A 20912-nucleotide genomic window follows, 5' to 3' on the forward strand; every position below is an offset into this window, starting at 1 on the left:
TTTAGCCCTTTTGATTTTTATAGATATTTTCTAAAAGTTTCACCGCTTCTTCCAAACGCTCATATTCTTTAACGCTTAACATTACAGCCTCAAATTTGTTATTTTTAAGAATAACGATTTTACCGGAAGGATCTGCTTTAAGCTTTTCTAAAATGGGGCTAAAATTTCTAACCACTTCAGTCGCTGTGTAAATTTCATCTTGCTTGCAAAGCATTATAATTTACCCTTTTGTCCATTGATGCTATGTAAAAAACTATAATTGATCTTAATTTTAGGCTCGTTTTTGACGCTATTGGCAAGATTTTTCAGCGTAGAATTGAAATCTTTAAAGAGATAATTTGCCAAAGAGCCAGGATTTGGGTTAATTTCATTTAAATACACTTCATTATCAAGGATGAAAAAATCACATCTTATCAAAGCACCCTTAAAAAGAGGATTGTAAATTTTACTAAAGGATTCTTTTAATTTTTCTTTTAATTCTTCGCTTAAATCCGCTTCTATCAATTCACTATGCCCTGAAAAGCTAAGGTATTTTTGCTCAAAGTCCAAAAATTCCTTTTTCTTAGGCTCTTCTATGATGGAGAAAATGAGCTCATCTTTTATCATACAGCCTGCTAGATTATATTCTTTAATATCTTTTTTAAAATCTTCTACGAGCAAAGTGTCGTCAAATTCAAAACCAACATCTTTACCATAGTTTAACTCTTCTTCATTGTTAGCTATGCTAATGCCTATACTGCTTCCTAAACGCACAGGTTTTAAAATGCAAGGAAAATTCGGCTTAAAGCTAGTTTGAAGCCCTTTTTTAAGCGTGAAGTAATCAAGAGTTTTCACGCCTACGCTTTTAGCATAAAGCTTGGTAAGTTCTTTATTAAAAGACAGCACACTAGCTTCTAAACGCGGACCAATGAAATTGATATTAAAAAATTCAAATAAGGCGGCGATTTTCCCATCCTCGCCATCTCTTCCGTGGATAAGATTAATCACACATTTGATTTCAAGCTTTTTCTCTCCCAAAAAGCCCTCAAGATAAAAGCCTCCTTGTTTTAAAATAAGCTTTTTCTCTTTTTTGTAGGCTTTTGAGCTAAAGGTTTTTGCATTTAAATTAGAAGCTTTAATGAGATAAAACTCCCTTTCTTCATCACAAAATATAAAATAAGGCTCTTCATCAAGCACCTTTTTAAGCACCACAGCACTCACTATGCTAATCTCGTGTTCATAAGAATTTCCACCAAAAAGTATAGCCAAATTCATCATTGTCCTTTTATGCAAGTTTTTTTAAAGCTTCTTTGATAAGCTCATTCGTATCCTTAGCCTCGCAAGTGGCTAAAACGCTTAGAATTTTATCTTGTTTAAAGCCCAAAGAAAGTAGGGCGGCTAGAGCCTGAGCTTTATCATCGCTGACATTATTAAACGCCATTTTAGAATCGCTTAATTCAACAATAATGCGTTTGGCACTTTTTGCACCAATTCCTGGCACCTTTTTAAAGACGCTTTCATCATTTAAGCTTAAGGCTTTATAAAAGGCGTTACTATCGAGGCTTGAGCATATAGCCATAGCCGTTGTTGCACCTATGCCATTGACCTTTAAAAGCATTTCAAAAATTTTTTGCTCATCTTTTTCCAAAAAGCCATAAAGCTTATGAGAGTCTTCCTTGATGATTTGCGTGATTAAAAGCTCACACTTGGTGTGAAGTTCTAATTTTGCCGCACAAAAAAGCGAGATATAAATTCCATAACTTACGCCATTTTGCGTTTTTAGCACGGCAAAAGTAGGTTCTTTTTTAGTGATTATTCCTTCGATGGCGACAACCATTGCGTATCCTTTTCATCATAATCGATTCTTTTTTCTATCTCTATTATTTCTTGGTTATTTTGTATATTTTTTTTAAGTCCTATATGTCTTGCGACCTCATTAATATTTGAGGCGAAAAAAAGCTCACTTTTAGGAGAGAGAAGAAAAAATCTCACCTCGTTCATATCGCTCCATTTTCCACCCCTATTGATGAAAGTAGTTTTTAAAAGTGCGTCTTGTAACTTTAATAATTCTTCATTTAAATGAGCCTTTTTATCTAAAAGCTCTTTTTGAATTTTGAGTGATTTTTGCAATTCTTCATTGAGTTTTGCATAGTCTTGAAGCATTTTTGTGAATTTATCTGGGATTTTTTGCCCACTTTCTTTTAATTTTTGAATTTGTGCCTCTAGTGTATCTATGGCAGTTTTTCCTGCGGATAGGCTTTGTTTGAGAGTGTGAATTTTATTATGTAAGGCAAAAAGCTCATCATCTATATTTTTAAATTCTTCATCGTAATTTTTATCTAGGGTTTTAACTTTGGCAAAAAATTTGTTATTATCACCCTCAAAACGCTCTACTATAATATTTTCAAAAAAAGTGCAAGTATTATTTGTCACAAGAGCTTCTATGTAAATTTTATCAGCTTCAATAATCCCTCCCAAGCTTTTTTTAACTCGCACTTCCTTAGCCTTAATGCTTCCTCCCTCAAGTAAATCTACGCTAATGTTCTCTCCACTTACCACACCTCTGTGCGTTTTAATATAGCCATTTTTAGCATAAATTTTTGCCTTGCTGTGTGTTGCACCTTCTATTTTAAGTCTAGTGGCTTTAAGATTTGTATTTCCCGCTACACTGCCGATGATATTAAGCTCTTCGCACTCTATCCCTACGCCAGAATTTACAGCATCTTGCATATCAGATGCAAATTTGATGTTAATCTTGACATTTTTATCTAAGCTTGCATTGATATTACCAATGCTTTTAAAATCAACCGCTCCAAATTCAAGCTCATTTGCGATGTCATAATTATTAGCATTTTCTACAACAAAGCCTTTTTTAAGAGCGATATACTCGACTATATTTTCCTTTTCTTCGCTTTTAAAGGCATTAGAGCAAGAAAAATTAATCTTATTTTCTTTAGGTTCTAAAACTTCTAAATTGTGCAAATTTAAATCTTTGCCCTCTGCACCGACTTTAGCCTTTATGTGCTTTAACACGATTTCATTTTCATCGACCACGATGATATTAGCCCTTTGCTCGTCTAAGGTGTAGTTTTTAGCCTTTTCTTTATAGCATAAAATTAACTCTTCATCTTGACTAGGGGTCGGCTCTACGCCTTTTGCTATGGTAATGGAAACGACTTGTTTTATAGCTGAGGCTTTATGTTTGGCTAAAAGATTTAATAAATCTTTTTTAAAGTCAAAAATGCGAATTCCTATGAGAAATTTGAGTTTTAACATTTTTTTATAGATATTTTGCAGAATTTTAATGGCGATTTTATCTTCATAAGCTAGAGCTTTAAGGTCGATTTGTGCGATGATTTTGGTAAGATTTTTATTTGCGACTAATTTAATGGCATTTGCATAAATATCATTTTCTATATTTTGGTAAATTTCGATTTTATATTCTTGCTTAATTTGTAAATCTTTTTTCAAAAAAATTTGATCATCATCAAATTTAACGAGATCTTTTTTCGGCGATTTTTTCCCATTGCCCCTCCCCAAAGCGAAATTGAGTCGAAAAGGCTAAAAGTTTAAAGTCGAGTTCTTGCACACTAAGACCCGTCCTTGAGGCAACACTTAGCATTTCTTTGTAAGGATTCTCTGTATAGGTAACGACATTATCAAAATTCGCCAAAACAAACTCCTTAATTAAAAATATAATTGTAACGCATAACCTTAAATCAAATTCTTATCTTTTAAAATATTATAAAGCCTTAGTGTGGAAATGAAAAAGGTTAAAATGGCAGGTCCTAAAATAATCCCCCAAAAGCCAAAGCTTGAAATTCCAGCTATCATCGCAAGAAAGATAAGAAGCTCATTGATATTTGTCGGGGTTTTAACGAGCTTTTCATTAATCCACTTTATAATAAGTGGTTTAATGAGTGTATCAGCAACAAAAGAAATCATTATAAAAGAATAAACAAGTATCACAATCGCACTACTTAAATTCCCAGAAGCAAAGGTATAAAGGCTCACAGGCACATAAACCAAAGCCCCACCCACAGCAGGGATTAAAGAGCTAACCGCAAAAATCACACCCATTAAAAGTCCATCATAGCCATAAAAAAACATTATGATTCCAAAAAGTGCGCCTTGGAAAATCGCCACGATAATCATAGAGTAAAGCACCACAGCCATAACATTACCCACTTCGCCTAAAATTTCATCAAGCTCGGTTTTGTTAATGGGAACTATGGACTTTAAGTAGATGACAAGTTCTGTGCCGTAAAGATTTGCAAAGAAATAAAACACGCAAATTAAAGCCATATCCATAAGAAATTTGGCTCCTGATTTTGTAAAGCTTGAAGCGTAAGTAAGAGCTTGTCTATAAAGCGAATTTAAATCAAGTTCAGCGATAAATTCTTTAATCTTAGGCTCTAAAAACTCCAAAGAAGAGGGCAGAGAAAATTCGTAATGTTTAATGTAATCAAGAGTTTGGGTGATGAGGTTAATATCGAAATTTTTCAAAGCCTTTGCAAGCTCTATGCTTGTATAGATAAAAGGTGCGAAAAAAAGTAAAATCATAAAGGAGGTTGTAAGTGTGGAGGCTAAAAGCTTTCTTTGCTTAGTAAGGCTTAAGAATTTAGCGTGTAAATTTGAAGTCGCCACAGCCATAAGAGCTGCTATTGCCATCACAAGCAAAAAGCTTTTAAAAAGATAAAACAAAAGACTTAAAATAACCAAAATAAAACAAATTAAAAATATTTTCCCACTTTTCAAATTTAGTCCTCAAATAAAGTTTTTTCATAATTTAGCTTAAGCGTAGCATAGCTTTTTGCACTAGCGATGCGTCCCTTAGCGGTGCGTTCGATGTAGCCATTTGCAAGTAAATAAGGCTCAATCACATCTTCAACCGTATTTTCATCTTCGCTTAAAGCCGCTGCAATGCTTGCAAGCCCCATAGCTTTACCTTTAGCGGAGGTTAAAAGCTCTAAATATCTTAAATCCATACTATCAAAGCCCAGCTCATTAACCCCTAGTGAATTTAAGGCTTCATAGGCTCTTACGAGGCTAATATTTTCTTCATCATTGACATCGGCAAAATCACGCACTCTCTTTAAAAGTCTTAGGGCGATTCTAGGAGTGGAACGCGAACGCTTGGCGATTTCTAAAGCGGCTTTTTCTTCGCAATTTTTATTAAGCTTAAGGGCGGCTTTTTGCAAGATGAGAGCAAGTTCTTCATTTTTGTAAAATTCAAGGCGAAATTGCATACCAAAGCGGTCTCTTAGAGGATTGCTAAGCATTCCAGCTCTTGTGGTCGCACCGATGAGTGTGAATTTGGGAAGGTCGATTTTAATCGTTTGAGCCGCAGGTCCGCTTCCTATGATAATATCAAGCCTAAAATCCTCCATAGCAGGATAAAGCACTTCTTCAATCGCAGGGCTAAGACGATGAATCTCATCGATAAAAAGCACATCACCTTCGCTTAAATTTGTCAAAATGGCTGCTAAATCTCCGCTTTTTTCTATCATTGGAGCGGCTGTGGTTTTGATATTTGCTCCCATTTCTGTGGCGATAATGTTGGCTAAGGTCGTTTTGCCAAGTCCAGCAGGTCCGCTAAAAAGGATATGATCTAGGCATTCACCCCGTTTTTTGGCTGCGTTGATGAAAATATGAAGATTTTTTTTAATATTATCTTGTCCTATATAACCATCGAAATTTGAAGGTCGCAAAGAACTTTCATAAGTTTCATCTGGGGAGAATTTTTCAATTTCTACTATCCTATCCATAATCGCTTTCTTTAAAATGTGATAAAAATTGCGAATTCTAGCAAAAGGCTTTTTAAAAAAAGATGAAATGAGCTTAATTTGTTTAAAAGCTTGTTTTTGCTAAAGTATGGGCTTTAAATTTAAAGGGAAATGATGAATTTGGTTATAGTTGAAGATGATATTAATATGCGAAAATCTTTAGAAATCGCTCTAGGCGAATATGAGGAATTTAAAATCAAGTCTTATAAATCTGCCACTGAAGCTTTAAAAAAACTTAGCGATGATACGGATTTAATTATTACAGATATTAATATGCCCGGACTTGACGGACTTGAATTTGTAAAAGCCTGTGAGAATAAGTATGATTTTATCATCATCACGGGCAATGCCACGCTTAACCGTGCCATTGAAGCAGTGCGTTTAGGTGTAAAAGACTTTTTAACCAAGCCTTTTGATGTGAATACCTTAGTTCAGGCGATTAAAAGAGCGAAAATCATACGCGAAAAAACAAGCGATAAAAAGGGCGTTAAAAAGGATCATTTAACACAAAATGACTTTTTTGCAACTTCAGCCAAATTAGAAGCGACTTTAAAATTGAGCGAAAAGGCGGCAAAAACAGATGCTGCGGTGATGTTTTTTGGTGAAAGTGGGGTGGGAAAGGAGCTTTTTTCAAGGCATATCCACAAAAATAGCAAAAGAGCCTCAAAACCTTTCGTGGCTATCAATATGGCGGCAATTCCTACAAACCTAATAGAAAGTGAGCTTTTTGGCTTTGAAAAAGGAGCTTTTACAGATGCAAATGCGACAAAAATAGGACTTTTTGAAATGGCAAATGAGGGCACACTTTTCTTAGATGAAATTGGCGAAATGCCCTATGAAATTCAAGCAAAATTATTAAGAGCCTTGCAGGAGAAAGAAATCACGCGTCTTGGAAGCACAAAAGCCATCAAAATCGATGTAAGAATCATCAGTGCGACAAATGCAAATTTAGAGCAAAAGATTAAAAATGGAGAATTTAGAGCCGATCTTTACTACCGCTTAAATACTCTACCTATACAAATTCCTCCTTTAAGGGAGCGTAGGGAAGAAATTTTAGACATTGCTAAAAAAGTTTTAGAGAACACTTGCAAAGAATATGAACTTGAGAGTAAAGAGCTAGGCAAAGAAGCACAAAATGCCCTGCTAGATTATGAATTCCCGGGCAATATAAGAGAGCTTATCTCCATAGTGCAAAGAGCTTGCATTTTAAGTGAGCAAGATGTAATTTCTAAAGAAGATTTATTTTTAGAAGCAAGAAGCACAAAAAAAGAGCTAAAAAATTTAGAAAAAGAGCTTTTAGAAGAAGGTCTTAAAAATATGAACTATGATGTAGAGAAAACGGCGGAATTTTTAGGTATGGAACTTAAAATTTTAAAAGAAAAAATGAAAAAATATCACATCAAAGGATAAAGAAAATGAAAAAACAAAAAATAGCCATAGTGGGAGCGACAGGAGCTGTTGGTGAGGAGCTTTTAAATGTCTTAGATGAGCTTGATTTTCCTGTTGAAAGCATTTTGCCTTTAGCAAGTGCGAAGAGTGCAGGAAGCGAAGTGGAATTTAGGGGGAAATTTTATAAGGTCAAGGAGCTAACTGAAGAGGTTTTTAAGCAAAATCCTGTCGATATAGCCTTTTTTAGCGCGGGAGGAAGTATCTCTGCAAAATATGCTAAATTTGCTGTGGAGGCTGGTGCTGTCGTGATTGATAATACAAGTCATTTTAGAATGAATCAAGATGTGCCTTTAGTTGTCCCTGAGTGTAATGCTGAAGATATAAAGCTTTGGGAAAAAACAGGTATCATTGCAAATCCTAATTGCTCAACCATACAAATGGTGCATATTTTAAAGCCTTTAGATGAAGTTTTTAAGCTTAAAAGAGTCGATGTGGCGACTTATCAGGCGGCAAGTGGGGCTGGCAAAGAGGGTATGGCGGAGCTTGTGGAAGGACTTCAAAGCTTTTTTGCCTTTAAGCTTGATGAATTTAAGGCTAATACCTTTCCTTACACTTTAGCGCTTAATTTAATCCCGCAAATCGATGAATTTAGCGATAATGGCTACACAAAAGAAGAGCTTAAAATGGTCAATGAAACGCAAAAAATTTTACACAAAAACCTAGAAATTTCGGCTACTTGTGTGCGTGTGGGAGTGCTTAGAAGTCATAGTGAGGCTTTGAGTTTGCATTTTGAAAAAGAAGTTGATGTGAAAAAGGCTAGAGAAATTCTTAAAAAAGCTCCAAGTGTCGTAGTTATTGATGATGTGGCTAATAAAAAATATCCTATGCCACTTTTTACTAGTGATACAAATGAAACCTATGTGGGGAGAATTCGTAAAGATATTAGTCGTGATAATGTTTTACACTTATGGTGTGTGGCGGATCAAATTCGCGTAGGAGCAGCGACAAATGCTGTAAGAATCGCACAAAAATGGCTTGAGTTAAGGGGAAAATGATGTTGGAAAAGATGTTTGAAGGCTTGTTGGTAAAAAGTCGCTTTGTTACAATTTTACCTGTTATTTTTGGACTTGTGGGAGCTTTTGTTCTATTTTTTATCGCAAGTTATGATGTTTTGAAAGTGATTTTTTTCACTTATCAATATTTCTTTACTTCTGGTGTTGAGATTGATTTACACGAAGATGTTGTAGGGCTGATTATCGGGGCTGTGGATTTATATTTGATGGCTTTGGTTTTATTTATTTTTTCTTTTGGAGTATATGAGCTTTTTATCAGCGAGATAGAGGAATTTAAGCAAACTAAGCAAAGTAAAGTCTTGGAGGTGCATAGCTTAGACCAGCTTAAGGACAAGCTTGCAAAAGTGATTATTATGGTTTTGGTGGTGAATTTTTTTCAGCGTGTTTTACAGATGAAATTTGCGACTCCTGTAGATATGGCTTATTTGGCTGGGTCCATTTTGGCACTTTGTGTAGGACTTTATTTTTTACATAAGGGTGGGCATTGAGTTTAACTTTTTTTGCTATAATTCTTCATTTTATAAAAATTTAAGGAGAAACAATGAGGAAATTTGCTATTATTTGTGTATTTTTAAGCTCAAATATTTTAGTTTCTAGTGCAGCTCCTCTTGATGAAGTCTTTAAAGATATGGAAGTTTCAGGCACGGTGCGTTATAGATATGAAAGCTCAAGCGCAAAGCTAAAGAGTAAAAATTCAAAGTCTAGCACCAAAACACGCACAGATATTACGATCCAATAAGGTTTTTTTATATGGTGAAATTTGTATTTTTAGTTTCTATTTTTATTGTCGGTCTTTTTGGGGTTAATTTAAAATCTTTTTTTACCTATACCTTTGATGCGGGTAAAACTTATGATATGCAAAAAGCTAAAGATTTATATTTTCAAAAGAAATGTCAAACTTGCCACGGTGATGCTGGTGAAAGAAAAATTTCAGGGAAGGCTTTAAAAGATATGAAGCCAGAGGATATTAAATCTTCTTTAATTAACTTCACCTTAGAGGGAGGAAATTCTGTCAATATGGCTGTGCATTCTAGAAATCTAAGCCATGCTGAAATTGATGAAATTATTGCTTATATCAAAGGCGAAGATTTTGCGGTGGAGTTGCAAGTGAAAGATTTACTCGAGGAAGAGCCGCCTCAAAAAACTAAGCACGGAATTTTTATTAAGTAAATTTATTTTAAAAGGAGAAAAAATGAAAAAAAGTATTGTAGCTTTGACGAGTTTAGCTCTAACGAGCTTTTTGTATGCAAAAGATGTTAATGTTGGGGTTGTTTTACCTTTAACAGGCACAATTGCAGCTTATGGTCAGGATGTTTTTGCTGGAGTAGAATTGGCAAATAAATTAAATCCAACTCTTTCAAATGGCGATAAAGTAAATCTTATTGTGATTGATAATAAGGGCGATAAGCTAGAAACTTCAAGTGGGGTTAATCGTCTCATTTCTCAAAATGGTGTTTTGGGGATTATAGGAGCGGCTACAACGCCTAATACAATTCAAGCTATCTCCATAGCAGAAGATAAAAAAGTCCCACTTATTGCACCTGTAGCGTCTGCAGATAGACTTTTAGATAGGAAAAAATATGCTAGTAGGGTTTGCTTTAAAGATAGTTTTCAAGGCGATAAATTTGCCAATTATGTAGCGAAAGATTTAAAGCTTTCAAATGCTGTTCTTATCGTGGATCAAGGTAATGTTTATTCTTTAGGTCTTGCTAAGGCTTTTGAAAAGAGTTTTGCGGCAAATGGTGGTAAAGTGCTTAAAAAATTGATGATAAATTCTGGCGATAAGGACTTTAGAGCGGTTATTTCTCAAGTTAAGGCTTTAAATGCGGATTTTGTCTATATGCCAATCTATCATCCAGAAGCTGCCCTTATAGCAAGACAAGCTAGACAAATGGGCTTTGATAAGCTTTTAGCAGCAGGAGATGGGGTAAATAATCAAGCCTTTATCGAGCTTGGCGGTAATGCTGTAGAGGGTGTGATTTTCACAGATAGTTTTGATTCTAATAATCCTAGCACAAAATTGGGTAAAGACTTCATTGTTAGTTACGAAAAGGCTAAGGGCGTAAAGGAGCTTCCAGCTTTTTCTGCTATGGGTGCAGACGCATATTATGTAATGCTTAATGCAATGAATGCTTGCGTTAATAATCTAAATGCTGAATGTGTCAATGATAAAATTCATCAAACGACTAATTTTGAGGGCGTTGGAGGATTAATTACCATAGATGCTAGTGGCAATACTACGCGTTCTGTGGTAATAAAAGAAATTAAAAACCAAAAACAAGTTTATAAAACAGTAATTAATCCATAGGGGTAAAGTGATGAAGAAAAGTTTAGTTTTAATAACTTGCTTAGTAGCTGCTTTAAGTGCTAAGGAAATTCGAATAGGTGTTGTTTTGCCATTAACGGGCGCAACGGCAGCTTATGGGCAAAGTGCTTTAGAGGGGATTAGATTGGCTAATTCTTTACAAACAACCTTACAAAATGGCGATAAGGTTAATCTTGTTGTAGTTGATACTAAGGGCGATAAATTAGAATCTTCAAGTGCAACCAATCGTCTTGTTTCGCAAGATAAAGTTTTTGGTTTAATAGGCGAAATGACAACGGCAAATACCTTGCAAGTGATGCGTGTAGCCGAGGATAACAAAATTCCTCTCATTGCTCCAGCAGCCACAGGAGATAGACTTTTGGATAAAAAAAGTTATTCTTCTAGAGTATGTTTTATGGATAGTTTTCAAGGTGCTTCTTTGGCAAAATATGCTTTTGAAAATTTAAATTATAAAAATGCCGTGTTAGTTTTAGATCAAAGCACAGATTATTCTTTGGGTTTGGCTAGGGCTTTTGAAAAAGAATTTAGTGCTAAGGGCGGTAAGATTTTAAAAAGCTTGAGAGTTAATTCGGGCGATAAGGATTTTAAAGCTATCATTGCACAAATAAAAGGCTTAAAGCCAGAATTTATCTTTTTGCCACTTTATTATAGTGAAGCGTCTTTATTTGTGCGTCAAGCAAGAAATGCCGGTTTATCAACACCTATGGCTTCGGCTGATGGAGTGGCTGATCAAAGCTTTATAGAATTGGCAGGTGGTGCAAGTGAGGGTTATATCTTTACTGATAGTTTTGACTCTCATAATCCTACAACAAAGCTTAGCAAAGATTTCATTGCCAATTATGAAAAAATAAAAGGCACTAAAGAAGTGTCGAATTTCACGGCTATGGGTGCAGATGCTTATTTTGTGATGTTTAATGCCCTTAATGCTTGCGTGGATAATCTAACTCCAATTTGCGTTAATGAAAAAATTCATCAAACGACCAATTTTGAAGGAGTTTCTGGAATAATTAGTATTGATGAAACAGGAAATGCTACGCGTTCGGTTGTGCTTAAAGAGATTAAAAATCAAAAGCAAGTTTTTAAAGATATTATTAACCCTTAAGGGAAATTTGTAATTTATGGATTCAACTTTATTTTTACAGCAGCTTGTTAATGGCTTTAGTCTCGGCAGTATGTATGCGCTCATTGCTGTGGGTTATACTATGGTCTATGGAGTTTTAAGACTGATTAATTTTGCCCATGGAGACATTATGATGGTGAGTGCGTATGCTGCACTTTTTTGCATTACTAGTCTTAATGTGCCTTTTTTGGGCGCACTTTCTTTGGCTATGATTTTCGCTATGGTTGTGGGGATAGCTACGGATAAGATAGCTTATAAACCTTTGCGAAAAGCTCCTAGAATTTCTTTGCTTATTACAGCTATAGGCATTAGCTTTTTCTTGCAAAATCTTTTCAATATGCTTTTTACCTCCACTCCAAAGGCTTTTTTACCACCGGCTTATTTTGAAGAATTGATTAATATGGGTGGAGTAAGCGTTATTTTTGGTAGTTTGCTTGTGCCTTTGATTACTTTTATTATCGTTGTGATTGTGCTTTTGATTTTATATAAAAGCAAATATGGTATCGCAATTCGTGCTTTAGCTTTTGATGTGCAAACTGTGAATGTAATGGGAATTGACGCAAATCGTATCATTGCTATGGTTTTTGCATTAGGTTCTGCTTTGGCGGCTGTGGGAGGAGTGTTTTGGGCGAGTATGTATTATTCTATTACCCCGACTATGGGCACACTCATAGGACTTAAAGCCTTTGCTGCTGCGGTTTTAGGAGGTATAGGCTCTGTGGTGGGAGCTGTGATAGGAGGATTGATTATAGGATTAACAGAAGTTATTGCCGTGGCATTTTTCCCTGAGCTTTCTGGTTTTAAAGATGCTTTTGCTTTTATATTTTTAGTTTTTATTTTATTATTTAAGCCTACTGGAATTTTAGGCATTAATTTTGAAAAAAGTAGGTTTTGATGATGAGTAGAGCAAAAATTTCACATTTGACATTTTTATTTTTAGCACTTGCTTTCATCTTTATTTCGCCTAGAATTTTTAGTGATTATGGTATGAGCATAGTTAATCAAATCGCCATTTTTATCATCTTAGCTGTAAGTTATAATTTAATTAATGGCGTTACGGGACAATTTTCTTTAGAGCCAAATGGCTTTGTGGCTGTGGGTGCTTATGTCGCAGCTTTGGTGCTTTTAAGCACGGAGGCGAAGGAGGAGCAATTTTTTTATGATGGGATCAATCCTTTCATTTTAGCCCTACACTCTCCAAGCTTTATTGTAGCTTTACTTGCGGCTGGTTTGTGTGCTTGTTTGCTTTCTTTTATCCTTTCTTTTGCGGTTTTTCGTGTGAGAGGAGATTATTTAGCTATTGTAACGCTAGGATTTGGCATTATTATCAAGCTTTTAGCCCTTAGTTTTCCTACTTTTACAAATGGCTCAAGAGGAATTAATGAAATTCCAGCTTATTCTAATATTTATTGGACAGGTGGCATAGCCATTATCGCTGTTATGTTAATTTTAAACATAGTCTATTCCAAATATGGACGCGCGATGAAAGCCATAAGGGATGATGAGGACGCGGCAAGTGCTATGGGGATTAATACCTTTTGGATTAAGACTCTTGCTTTTGGCACTTCAGCATTTTTAGAGGGCGTTGGAGGAGGGCTTTTGGCTTGTCTTTTAACGACAGTTTCGCCAGAGCAATTTGACTTTTTATTAACCTTTCAGCTTCTCATCATTATTGTTTTGGGAGGACTTGGTTCGACTACTGGGGCGATTTTAGGCTCTGTTTTGATTATAGGCGGAGCAGAATGGCTAAGATTTTTAGATGAATTTAAAATTCAAATGAATCTTTTTGGAGCAGAAATTCAAACCGGACATGGACTTAGAATGGTCGTTTTTTCTCTTATACTTATACTTGTTATGCTTTTTGCTAGAAGGGGCATTATGGGCGATAAAGAATTGGTAGAAATTTTCAAAGCCTTTCAAAAGCGTTTTAGAGGGAGTGAAAAATGATTTTGGAATTAAAAAAAATTTCTAAAAGTTTTGGCGGAGTAAAGGCGATTAATGAAACCTCTTTTAGTGTGAGTGAGGGTGAAATTTTCGCTCTCATTGGTCCAAATGGTGCGGGTAAGACGACGCTTTTTAATATTATTACAGGAAATTATAAGCCAACAAGCGGAGAGGTTTTATTTAAAGGGCAAAGAATCGATACGCTTAAGCCTCATAAAATTGTGCATTGTGGTATAGCTAGAACTTTTCAAAACATTAGACTTTTTTCTAGTATGAATGTGCTTGAAAATGTATTGATAGGTTTTAATAATCAAATGAAATATAGCATTTTAGAAGCCTTTTTACATTTAGGGCGTTTTTCTAGAGTGGAGAGCGAATTTAAAGATAGAGCCTATACGCTTTTAAAAGAGCTTGAGCTTGACAATGTGGCTTATCATAAGGCGACAAGTTTGAGTTATGGACAGCAAAGAAAGGTCGAGATTGCAAGAGCTATGGCGACAAATCCTAGCCTTCTTTTGCTCGATGAGCCAGCTGCTGGAATGAATGGTGCAGAAAGTGGGGCTTTAGCAGATCTTATTTTCAAATTAAGAAAAGATTATAAAATGGGTATTTTGCTGATAGAGCACGATATGAAATTTGTCAATAAGCTTTGTGATAGGGTTTTGGTTTTAGATTATGGAAAAACGATATTTGAAGGTAAATTAAGCGATGCGATTAATCATAAAGAGGTTATAGCGGCTTATTTGGGGGATTTTGATGCTGATTGTTAAAAATTTACATGTTTATTATGGTTTGATTGAGGCTTTAAAGGGGATTAGTTTTGAAGTTAAGACAGGGCAAATTGTCTCACTCATAGGTTCAAATGGAGCGGGTAAAACTTCGACTCTAAATGCCTTATTAAATTCTGTCAAAAGAACAGGAGAAATTAATTTTTTAGGTTATGAAACAAAGAGACATTTAACGCATACTTTAGTGCAAAAAGGCATAGCTTTAGTTCCTGAGGGGCGTAGAGTTTTTATCAATTTAACCGTTGAAGAAAATCTAAAAATAGGTGCTTATAATAATAGTGAAAATTACGAGCATTTAAGAGAGCAAATGTATAAACTCTTCCCACGCCTTGTAAGTAAAAAGCACACTTTGGCTGGGAATTTAAGCGGAGGCGAGGCACAGATGTTAGCCATTTCTAGAGCTTTAATGAGTGAGCCTAAGCTTTTAATGCTTGATGAGCCATCTTTGGGGCTTGCACCAAAGATTGTGGGCGAGGTTTTTGATATTATTGTGCGTTTAAAGGAGGAGGGCATTACCATACTTTTGGTCGAGCAAAATGCCTTTTCAGCTCTTAAGATAAGCGACTATGCTTATGTTTTAGAAAATGGACATATAGTAATGCAAGATGAGGCACAAAATTTGATTCATAATGATGATATTAAAAAGAAATATTTGGGATTATAAATGAAGAATTTCTTAAAAAGCGTGGGAGATTTGCGAATTTCCATTGCTTTATTTTTGCTTTTTGCATTTTTTTGCGCTTTGGCAACCTTTATTGAAAGTGCTTATGGGACGCCTACTGCTTGGGCTATGATTTATGGCACTGCTTGGTTTGGTTATATTCAACTTTTACTTGGCATTAATTTGCTTTGTGCAATGTTTGCCTATAAGATGTTTAGACTTAAAAAACTACCATTAATGATTTTTCATTTTTCTTTTTTATTCATTCTTTTGGGTAGTGCGATGACGCGATATGGTGGCTTTGAAGGTATGCTCCATATAAGAGAAAAGGATGAAAATTCTATTATGCAAAGTGCAAAAAGCACTATACGCTTTTCAGCAGTGGAAAATGGTGCGATTTATAGTAGTGTCAATACCGAACACATAGGCGTTTTGCCCTTTGTAAATTCTTTTAATATGCAGCTTAATATGAGTGAAAAGGCGAATTTGATTTATAAAGATCTGCTTTTAGATGCCAAATATGTCTTTGAGGAAAATAATGCTTCTTCTCCCTTACTTGTCCTAATGCTTTCTTCGCAGGGTATGCAAGGAAGTGAGATTGTCTTTAAAAAGGGAGAGATTAAAAATTTAAGCGGAGTTAATTTTGCTTTCTTAAATGATGCAGTTCAAGCACCTTTTGTCAAAATTGACGAAAATTTAGAGCTTAGTTCTAGTGAAGATTTGAAATTTTTGAATATGGGCGATGGCACAAGTGCTATTTTAAAAGCAAAAACTAAGGAAAGTGTGAAAGAAAGAAGACTCTATGAATTAAATGATGTTAATTTTGTAGTTAAATTTGCTTCTTTGAGTGCAAAGGAGAGCATTGGGGGAGTTAATAGGGAGCAAGATTCTAGTTTTTGGGCGTGGTTTAAGAGTGCTTGGCTAGAAGTGGGACGCACCCTTTTAGTCTCTTCTTTTGGTGAGCCGCAAACTTGGAAGACTTCTTGGCTTTTGGGATTGAAAGATTTTGCGATGAGTAAGGACTATCAAGCACTTAAATTAACGGGACGCAATGCTTTAAAACTTGAGCTAAATTATAAGGGACAAAATAAAGAAGTTGTAGTGTTTGAGTATGATAATCCCATATCCGTAGAACTTGCTGGGCGTAAATTTTTTATCTCTTGGACTTATAGTTATGAAGAGCTTCCCTTTACGCTTTATCTTAAAGACTTCGTAATGGATCGCTATCCAGGGTCAAATTCTCCAGCATCTTATGCGAGTGAAGTGATTGTGAAAGATAAAGATAGGGAATTTGATTATAGGATTTTTATGAATAATGTTTTAGATTATAAAGGCTACCGCTTTTATCAAAGCTCATATGATCAAGATGAACTAGGCACTATCCTTTCAGTCAATCAGGACCCAGGCAAAATTCCTACTTATATAGGTTATTTTTTACTTTCTCTTGGTATGTTTTTAAATTTGCTTAATCCACATTCAAGATTTAGAACTCTAGCCAAGCTCATTAACAAAGAAGCTATGAAAAATTCTGCCGCCTTTCTTTTGGTTTTCTTTTTTTGTTTTGGAGCGAGTAAGGCTCTAGCACAAAATAATTTGCCTGTCATAGATAAGGAGCATGCTAAAACGCTTAATTTTTTAGTGGTGCAAAAATTTGATGGAAGAATGAGTCCTTTTGATACTTTAGCAAAAGAGGTTTTGGAAAAAATTCGAAAAAGTGATCACTATCAAAATCAAGAAGCAAGTGCCATTGTGCTTTCTATGATGATGAATCCTAATGAGTGGCAAAAAGAACCTTTTATCATTATGCCTAAAAATGAAGCTGTAAGAGATGAAATCGCTAAAATTTTAGATATAAAAAGTGCTAAATATATAGCTTATAAGGATTTTTTCACTAAAGATGGACTTTATAAGCTCCAACGCTATGTTGAAAATGCTAATCGCAAAAATCCAAATGCTAGAGGTGTTTTTGATAAAGAAATCATCGCTTTAGATGAAAGGGCAAATATTGTTAATTATGTTTTTGGTGGAGTTTTGTTTAAGATTATTCCTAAGCAAAATGATGAAAATAATCTTTGGCTTCCGCCTTTTTCTGCCTTAAAAGACTTGCAGGGCAGGGAGCAAGAGCTTGTTTGGGCTTTGATTAAGAATTATTTTAGCTCTGTTGATGAGGCTTTGGTAAGTGGCGATTGGTCTAAGGCAAATGAGGGGTTAAATTTAATTAAGCAATATCAGCTTAAATTTGGCTCTAGCGTTATGCCAAATGAAAGAAAAATCGCTACGGAAATTTTCATTAATGAGGTGCAAATTTTTGTCAAGCTTATCCCCGTGTATCTTTTGGCTGGCTTCTTACTTTTACTTTTAGTTTTGGCTAAAATGATTAATCATAAGCTTAAAATTAATTTTATTTTTAAACTTGTGTATTATTTAAATATTTTTGTTTTTGCGATACACACGGCAGGGCTTGGCATTAGAGCTTATTTAGCTGAGAGAGCTCCTTGGAGTAATGCTTATGAAAGTATGGTTTATATCGCTTGGGCTTTGGCACTTTCTGGCATATTTTTCTCAAAAAGAAGCCCCATTTCTCTTTCTTTGACATCTATTTTAGCGGGTATCGTATTGGCTGTGGCTCACTTAAATGAAATGAATCCGCAAATTACACCTCTAATGCCCGTTTTACACTCTTACTGGCTTAGTATCCATGTGTCCGTGATTACGGCGAGTTACGGATTTTTTGGCTTAAGTGCTTTGCTTGGAATTTTCACCTTAATTTTGATGTGTTTTCTTAAAAAAGATGGAAATTTACAAAGTGGACTTTTGCGAAATATCACAGAAGCGACTAGAATCAACGAAATGGCGATGATTTTGGGACTTTGTTTGCTTACGGTGGGAAATTTTTTGGGTGCTATTTGGGCTAATGAAAGTTGGGGGAGATATTGGAGCTGGGATAGTAAAGAAACTTGGTCGCTTGTAAGCATACTTGTTTATGCGGCAATTTTGCACCTTAGAATGATTCCTAAATATGCGAATCAGTTTATTTTTGCACTTTGGAGTATGTTTGCTTATTGGGTGATTATTATGACTTATTTCGGAGTCAATTATTTCTTGGTTGGTATGCACTCTTACGCTGCTGGTGAGGCAACGCAAATTCCAAATTATGTTTATTGGGGTTTTTGCTTAATGGTCATTTTGGGAATTTTAGCTTATAGAAAGCGAAAATTTATCAGTAGGCTTTAATGTCTCACATTACACTTATTGTTCTTTGTGCGGCTGGAGTGCTGCTTTTTATTTTTGCCTTGATAACCTTTTTGATTCTTGGTGGTAGAGAAAAAATTTCTAAAAAGATAGAAAAGGCGGTTGTTTTTAAGAAAAAAATTAGCACAGATTTAGAAGCGATGATTGTTAAGGCGGCGGATACTAGTCTAAGCGATAGCGAATTAAAGGAGCTTGCCATTCTTTTTATCGCTACACATAAATTAGGCTCTAAGACTTCTAAAGATTTAGATGAGGCGACTAAGAAAAAGCTTGAATTTGTTTCAAGCTTTGCTTCAAATGCTAATGCGAGTGCTACAAATGTAAGTTTTTTAAATAGAGAATTAAAAAAGCTCTCCAACTCCTATAAAAAGGAAATTGACGCCTATGAGCAAATGGGACTTGCTAAACGCAAGATTAAAGAGAGTTAAGCACCCTTTCTAGCATTAAATCTGCTCCATTTTTTTGCGTAACGCCTTGTAATTTTTGACTGATATATTTTAAATTCATTGTAAAAATTGAATTTAAAAAAGTCATTTCGTTTTGGCATTGTTCTTGGGTAAAAATTTGACATAAAGCCCTATCTTGTAGAAATTTAGCATTAAAAAATTGATGATTTTTAGCGGCATAAGGATAAGGGATAAAAATAGTTGGTAAAGTATTTGCACAAAGTTCAAATAAGGTGCTAGCTCCAGCCCTTGAAATAGCTAAATCTGCCTCTTTCATTTTTGAGGCTAAATCATTATGAAAGGCAAATAAATCGACATTTACATTAAGCTCTTTATAAGCTTTTTCACAAAGCTCATAATCTTCTCTTCCGCATTGATGAATTATTTTTACTCCCTTTTCTTTAAGCATTGGTGCTAGTTTTATGGCAAGATTGTTGATAAATTTAGCACCTTGAGAGCCTCCTAGAAAAATGATTGTTTTTAATTCTTTTCTTTCTCTTGCAAGAGTGAAAAAATTTTCTCCCACAGGGTAGGGGATAACTTCTTTCTCAAAAGCACTAAAAAAGCTTTTAGAAAAAGGTTTAAGAAAGGAATTTAAACTTCCGCTTTTTGAATTTTGCTCGTGGATAAAAAGTGGAATTCTTGCAAAAATCGCTCCAAAAGAAGCAGGTGCAGCACTATATCCACCCACGCTAATGACAGCTTTTATACTATGTTCTTTAAAAATTTTTTGGCACTTAAAGGAAAGCTTTAAAATCTGTTTTAAGGCTTTTAATTTTTTCAATTTGCTTTGATTAACCACTCCTGTTGAGCTTAGAAAATACTTAGTTTTAAAACGCTCTTCATTTGCAAACCACGCTTTATCTTGCCCATTTTCACTTCCTATATAAATGCAGTCTAAATTTTTTTTTACCGCACTTTCAAGTAGGCATTTAACGATATTTAAATGCCCTCCCGTGCCTCCACCTGTTAAAACTATCATAATTTAACCTTTTTTGAAATCATTAAAACATAGCCAATCCCCACGCAAATTGCCCACATTGAGCTTCCGCCATAACTTAAAAGAGGCACGGCAACACCTTTTAGTGGGGTAAGTGAGATGATACCAAAAGCATTCATAAAAAATGAAAAAAGTAAAAGTAAAGCTATGCCAGAGCAAAAGATAAAATGCTCTTTTTTATCACATCGTCCAGCGATTCTAAAAATTCTTAGTATCATCCAAAGATAAAGAAAACAAATAAAAGCTAATCCTAAAAGCCCTATTTCTTCCGTAATGCCTGAAAGAACGAAGTCTGTATGCACTTCACTCAAAAAGCCCAGCTTAAAAATTCCAAGTCCCAAACCCTCTCCAAAAAAGCCTCCGTGTGCTATGGCATTAAGTGAGTGTGAAATTTGATAAGGTTCGCTATTTTCACTCACGCGAATAGCTGAAGCAATCCACTCGGGAAGTAGAGGCAAAAAGGCGTCTTGAATGTTTCCCCACCAATTTGCAATGCGTTGAATTCTTCTTTGATTACTAAAAATGACGGCTATGCCTATCATCATCACAATTAAAATTCCAAAAGCAAAAAGCCTTTTACTAGCACCAGCAAAAAAGGCAAGAGCAAGGATAAGAAAAAAGCTAATAACACTTTGACCTAAATCATTTTGCGTGATATAAATATAGCCTATGACTAGAGTCGCTACAATACAATAAGGCAAAAGTATAAGAATTTCGTGCTTAATCGCCTTTTTTTCATCATTAATACGCCTTGTGTAAGACCAAGCTAAAAAATAAATTAAACCGATTTTAAAAAATTCAACAGGGGAGATAGAAACAGGACCAAGCCTAATCCACCTTTTTGCACCTCCACTTTCAGTCGCTAAATTTGTCGGCAAAAAAGGCAAGATGATAATGGCAAAAAAGGAAAAGATAAGGATAGCAAGTATGATTTTATAGGAATTTGGATTATCTGGATTAAGTTTTGAGAGAAAAAACATCATTAAAATTCCACTAACACCAAAAAAAAGTTGGCGTATAAAAAAATGGAATTCATTATAATCAAAATATAAAATGGTAAAAGTGGTTAAAGAATAGGAAAAAATGATACCTATGGTGATTAAAACACAGCTTAAATAAAATAATTTTTTGTCCGCTACCATTACTTC

The 20912-nt window shown here is 35.0% G+C and carries 20 protein-coding genes and 1 pseudogene; 13 read left to right on the forward strand and 8 right to left on the reverse strand.

Annotated features, from left to right (window positions below; genetic code table 11):
• Position 1: 1 nt before the first annotated feature.
• The 6 genes and pseudogenes from EL158_RS02370 to ruvB form a co-directional block, all read right to left on the reverse strand.
• The gene (locus EL158_RS02370) at positions 2–217 is read right to left on the reverse strand and encodes a type II toxin-antitoxin system Phd/YefM family antitoxin (RefSeq protein WP_027304074.1); all 216 of its coding nucleotides are present in this window, start codon (positions 215–217) and stop codon (positions 2–4) included.
• The gene (locus EL158_RS02375) at positions 214–1254 is read right to left on the reverse strand and encodes a D-alanine--D-alanine ligase (RefSeq protein ID WP_027304075.1); all 1041 of its coding nucleotides are present in this window, start codon (positions 1252–1254) and stop codon (positions 214–216) included. Before EL158_RS02375 ends, EL158_RS02370 begins: the two co-directional genes overlap by 4 nt.
• Before the next feature lie 10 nt (positions 1255–1264).
• The gene (gene ruvA, locus EL158_RS02380) at positions 1265–1816 is read right to left on the reverse strand and encodes a Holliday junction branch migration protein RuvA (RefSeq protein WP_027304076.1); all 552 of its coding nucleotides are present in this window, start codon (positions 1814–1816) and stop codon (positions 1265–1267) included.
• Positions 1792–3652 (reverse strand): annotated as a pseudogene (locus EL158_RS02385) (flagellar assembly protein A). The gene ruvA and the pseudogene EL158_RS02385 overlap by 25 nt, the downstream one beginning before the upstream one ends.
• Before the next feature lie 41 nt (positions 3653–3693).
• The gene (locus EL158_RS02390) at positions 3694–4737 is read right to left on the reverse strand and encodes an AI-2E family transporter (RefSeq protein WP_027304078.1); all 1044 of its coding nucleotides are present in this window, start codon (positions 4735–4737) and stop codon (positions 3694–3696) included.
• A 2-nt stretch (positions 4738–4739) separates the two neighbouring features.
• Positions 4740–5747 carry a Holliday junction branch migration DNA helicase RuvB gene (ruvB, locus tag EL158_RS02395; RefSeq protein ID WP_027304079.1) on the reverse strand — a complete coding sequence of 336 codons (1008 nt, stop codon included), beginning with the start codon at positions 5745–5747 and terminating at the stop codon, positions 4740–4742.
• Positions 5748–5879: 132 nt separating this feature from the next.
• Between ruvB and EL158_RS02400 the strand changes: the two genes are divergently transcribed.
• From EL158_RS02400 to EL158_RS02460, 13 genes are read left to right on the forward strand one after another with little or no spacing between them, the layout of a single operon-like run.
• Positions 5880–7175, forward strand: coding sequence for a sigma-54-dependent transcriptional regulator (locus tag EL158_RS02400; protein WP_027304080.1), 1296 nt, complete (start codon positions 5880–5882; stop codon positions 7173–7175).
• A gap of 5 nt (positions 7176–7180) precedes the next feature.
• Complete coding sequence (locus tag EL158_RS02405) at positions 7181–8209, forward strand: aspartate-semialdehyde dehydrogenase (RefSeq protein WP_027304081.1); 1029 nt, start codon at positions 7181–7183, stop codon at positions 8207–8209.
• The gene (locus tag EL158_RS02410) at positions 8209–8715 is read left to right on the forward strand and encodes a YqhA family protein (RefSeq protein WP_027304082.1); all 507 of its coding nucleotides are present in this window, start codon (positions 8209–8211) and stop codon (positions 8713–8715) included. The genes EL158_RS02405 and EL158_RS02410 overlap by 1 nt, the downstream gene beginning before the upstream one ends.
• A gap of 53 nt (positions 8716–8768) precedes the next feature.
• The gene (locus EL158_RS02415; protein ID WP_027304083.1) at positions 8769–8966 is read left to right on the forward strand and encodes a mini-MOMP protein; all 198 of its coding nucleotides are present in this window, start codon (positions 8769–8771) and stop codon (positions 8964–8966) included.
• Positions 8967–8977: 11 nt separating this feature from the next.
• Positions 8978–9397 (forward strand): c-type cytochrome, encoded by a 420-nt coding sequence (locus EL158_RS02420; RefSeq protein WP_027304084.1) that lies wholly within the window; start codon positions 8978–8980, stop codon positions 9395–9397.
• A 22-nt stretch (positions 9398–9419) separates the two neighbouring features.
• Positions 9420–10535: an ABC transporter substrate-binding protein gene (locus EL158_RS02425; RefSeq protein ID WP_027304085.1), complete on the forward strand. Its 1116-nt coding sequence runs from the start codon at positions 9420–9422 to the stop codon at positions 10533–10535.
• Between the two features lie 10 nt (positions 10536–10545).
• Positions 10546–11655 (forward strand): ABC transporter substrate-binding protein, encoded by a 1110-nt coding sequence (locus EL158_RS02430; RefSeq protein WP_027304086.1) that lies wholly within the window; start codon positions 10546–10548, stop codon positions 11653–11655.
• 16 nt (positions 11656–11671) lie between these two features.
• A complete protein-coding gene (locus EL158_RS02435) occupies positions 11672–12568 on the forward strand; it encodes a branched-chain amino acid ABC transporter permease (RefSeq protein ID WP_027304087.1) in 897 nt (298 codons plus the stop codon).
• Positions 12568–13620, forward strand: a complete 1053-nt coding sequence (locus EL158_RS02440; protein ID WP_027304088.1) for a branched-chain amino acid ABC transporter permease — start codon at positions 12568–12570, stop codon at positions 13618–13620. The genes EL158_RS02435 and EL158_RS02440 overlap by 1 nt, the downstream gene beginning before the upstream one ends.
• Positions 13617–14387, forward strand: a complete 771-nt coding sequence (locus tag EL158_RS02445; RefSeq protein WP_027304089.1) for an ABC transporter ATP-binding protein — start codon at positions 13617–13619, stop codon at positions 14385–14387. Before EL158_RS02440 ends, EL158_RS02445 begins: the two co-directional genes overlap by 4 nt.
• On the forward strand, positions 14374–15069 hold the full coding sequence (locus EL158_RS02450; RefSeq protein ID WP_004274904.1) for an ABC transporter ATP-binding protein: 696 nt from the start codon (positions 14374–14376) through the stop codon (positions 15067–15069). Before EL158_RS02445 ends, EL158_RS02450 begins: the two co-directional genes overlap by 14 nt.
• A complete protein-coding gene (locus tag EL158_RS02455; protein WP_027304090.1) occupies positions 15070–18300 on the forward strand; it encodes a cytochrome c biogenesis protein in 3231 nt (1076 codons plus the stop codon).
• The gene (locus EL158_RS02460; RefSeq protein WP_027304091.1) at positions 18300–18746 is read left to right on the forward strand and encodes a hypothetical protein; all 447 of its coding nucleotides are present in this window, start codon (positions 18300–18302) and stop codon (positions 18744–18746) included. The genes EL158_RS02455 and EL158_RS02460 overlap by 1 nt, the downstream gene beginning before the upstream one ends.
• Here the strand turns inward: EL158_RS02460 and murG are convergent.
• Positions 18733–19749: an undecaprenyldiphospho-muramoylpentapeptide beta-N-acetylglucosaminyltransferase gene (murG, locus tag EL158_RS02465; RefSeq protein ID WP_027304092.1), complete on the reverse strand. Its 1017-nt coding sequence runs from the start codon at positions 19747–19749 to the stop codon at positions 18733–18735. The genes EL158_RS02460 and murG overlap by 14 nt on opposite strands.
• A complete protein-coding gene (ftsW, locus tag EL158_RS02470) occupies positions 19743–20906 on the reverse strand; it encodes a putative lipid II flippase FtsW (RefSeq protein ID WP_027304093.1) in 1164 nt (387 codons plus the stop codon). The genes murG and ftsW overlap by 7 nt, the downstream gene beginning before the upstream one ends.
• Positions 20907–20912 lie beyond the last annotated feature (6 nt).

The organism is Campylobacter upsaliensis, from assembly GCF_900637395.1.
GTDB classification, from domain to species: domain Bacteria; phylum Campylobacterota; class Campylobacteria; order Campylobacterales; family Campylobacteraceae; genus Campylobacter_D; species Campylobacter_D upsaliensis.

Coding starts and splice junctions, on each gene's coding strand:
- EL158_RS02375 (WP_027304075.1), bottom strand. CDS start 1,254: ATGAATTTGGCTATACTTTTTGGTGGAAATTCTTATGAACACGAGATT.
- ruvA (WP_027304076.1), bottom strand. CDS start 1,816: ATGGTTGTCGCCATCGAAGGAATAATCACTAAAAAAGAACCTACTTTT.
- ruvB (WP_027304079.1), bottom strand. CDS start 5,747: ATGGATAGGATAGTAGAAATTGAAAAATTCTCCCCAGATGAAACTTAT.
- EL158_RS02400 (WP_027304080.1), top strand. CDS start 5,880: ATGAATTTGGTTATAGTTGAAGATGATATTAATATGCGAAAATCTTTA.
- EL158_RS02405 (WP_027304081.1), top strand. CDS start 7,181: ATGAAAAAACAAAAAATAGCCATAGTGGGAGCGACAGGAGCTGTTGGT.
- EL158_RS02410 (WP_027304082.1), top strand. CDS start 8,209: ATGTTGGAAAAGATGTTTGAAGGCTTGTTGGTAAAAAGTCGCTTTGTT.
- EL158_RS02415 (WP_027304083.1), top strand. CDS start 8,769: ATGAGGAAATTTGCTATTATTTGTGTATTTTTAAGCTCAAATATTTTA.
- EL158_RS02420 (WP_027304084.1), top strand. CDS start 8,978: ATGGTGAAATTTGTATTTTTAGTTTCTATTTTTATTGTCGGTCTTTTT.
- EL158_RS02425 (WP_027304085.1), top strand. CDS start 9,420: ATGAAAAAAAGTATTGTAGCTTTGACGAGTTTAGCTCTAACGAGCTTT.
- EL158_RS02430 (WP_027304086.1), top strand. CDS start 10,546: ATGAAGAAAAGTTTAGTTTTAATAACTTGCTTAGTAGCTGCTTTAAGT.
- EL158_RS02435 (WP_027304087.1), top strand. CDS start 11,672: ATGGATTCAACTTTATTTTTACAGCAGCTTGTTAATGGCTTTAGTCTC.
- EL158_RS02440 (WP_027304088.1), top strand. CDS start 12,568: ATGATGAGTAGAGCAAAAATTTCACATTTGACATTTTTATTTTTAGCA.
- EL158_RS02445 (WP_027304089.1), top strand. CDS start 13,617: ATGATTTTGGAATTAAAAAAAATTTCTAAAAGTTTTGGCGGAGTAAAG.
- EL158_RS02450 (WP_004274904.1), top strand. CDS start 14,374: ATGCTGATTGTTAAAAATTTACATGTTTATTATGGTTTGATTGAGGCT.
- EL158_RS02455 (WP_027304090.1), top strand. CDS start 15,070: ATGAAGAATTTCTTAAAAAGCGTGGGAGATTTGCGAATTTCCATTGCT.
- EL158_RS02460 (WP_027304091.1), top strand. CDS start 18,300: ATGTCTCACATTACACTTATTGTTCTTTGTGCGGCTGGAGTGCTGCTT.
- ftsW (WP_027304093.1), bottom strand. CDS start 20,906: ATGGTAGCGGACAAAAAATTATTTTATTTAAGCTGTGTTTTAATCACC.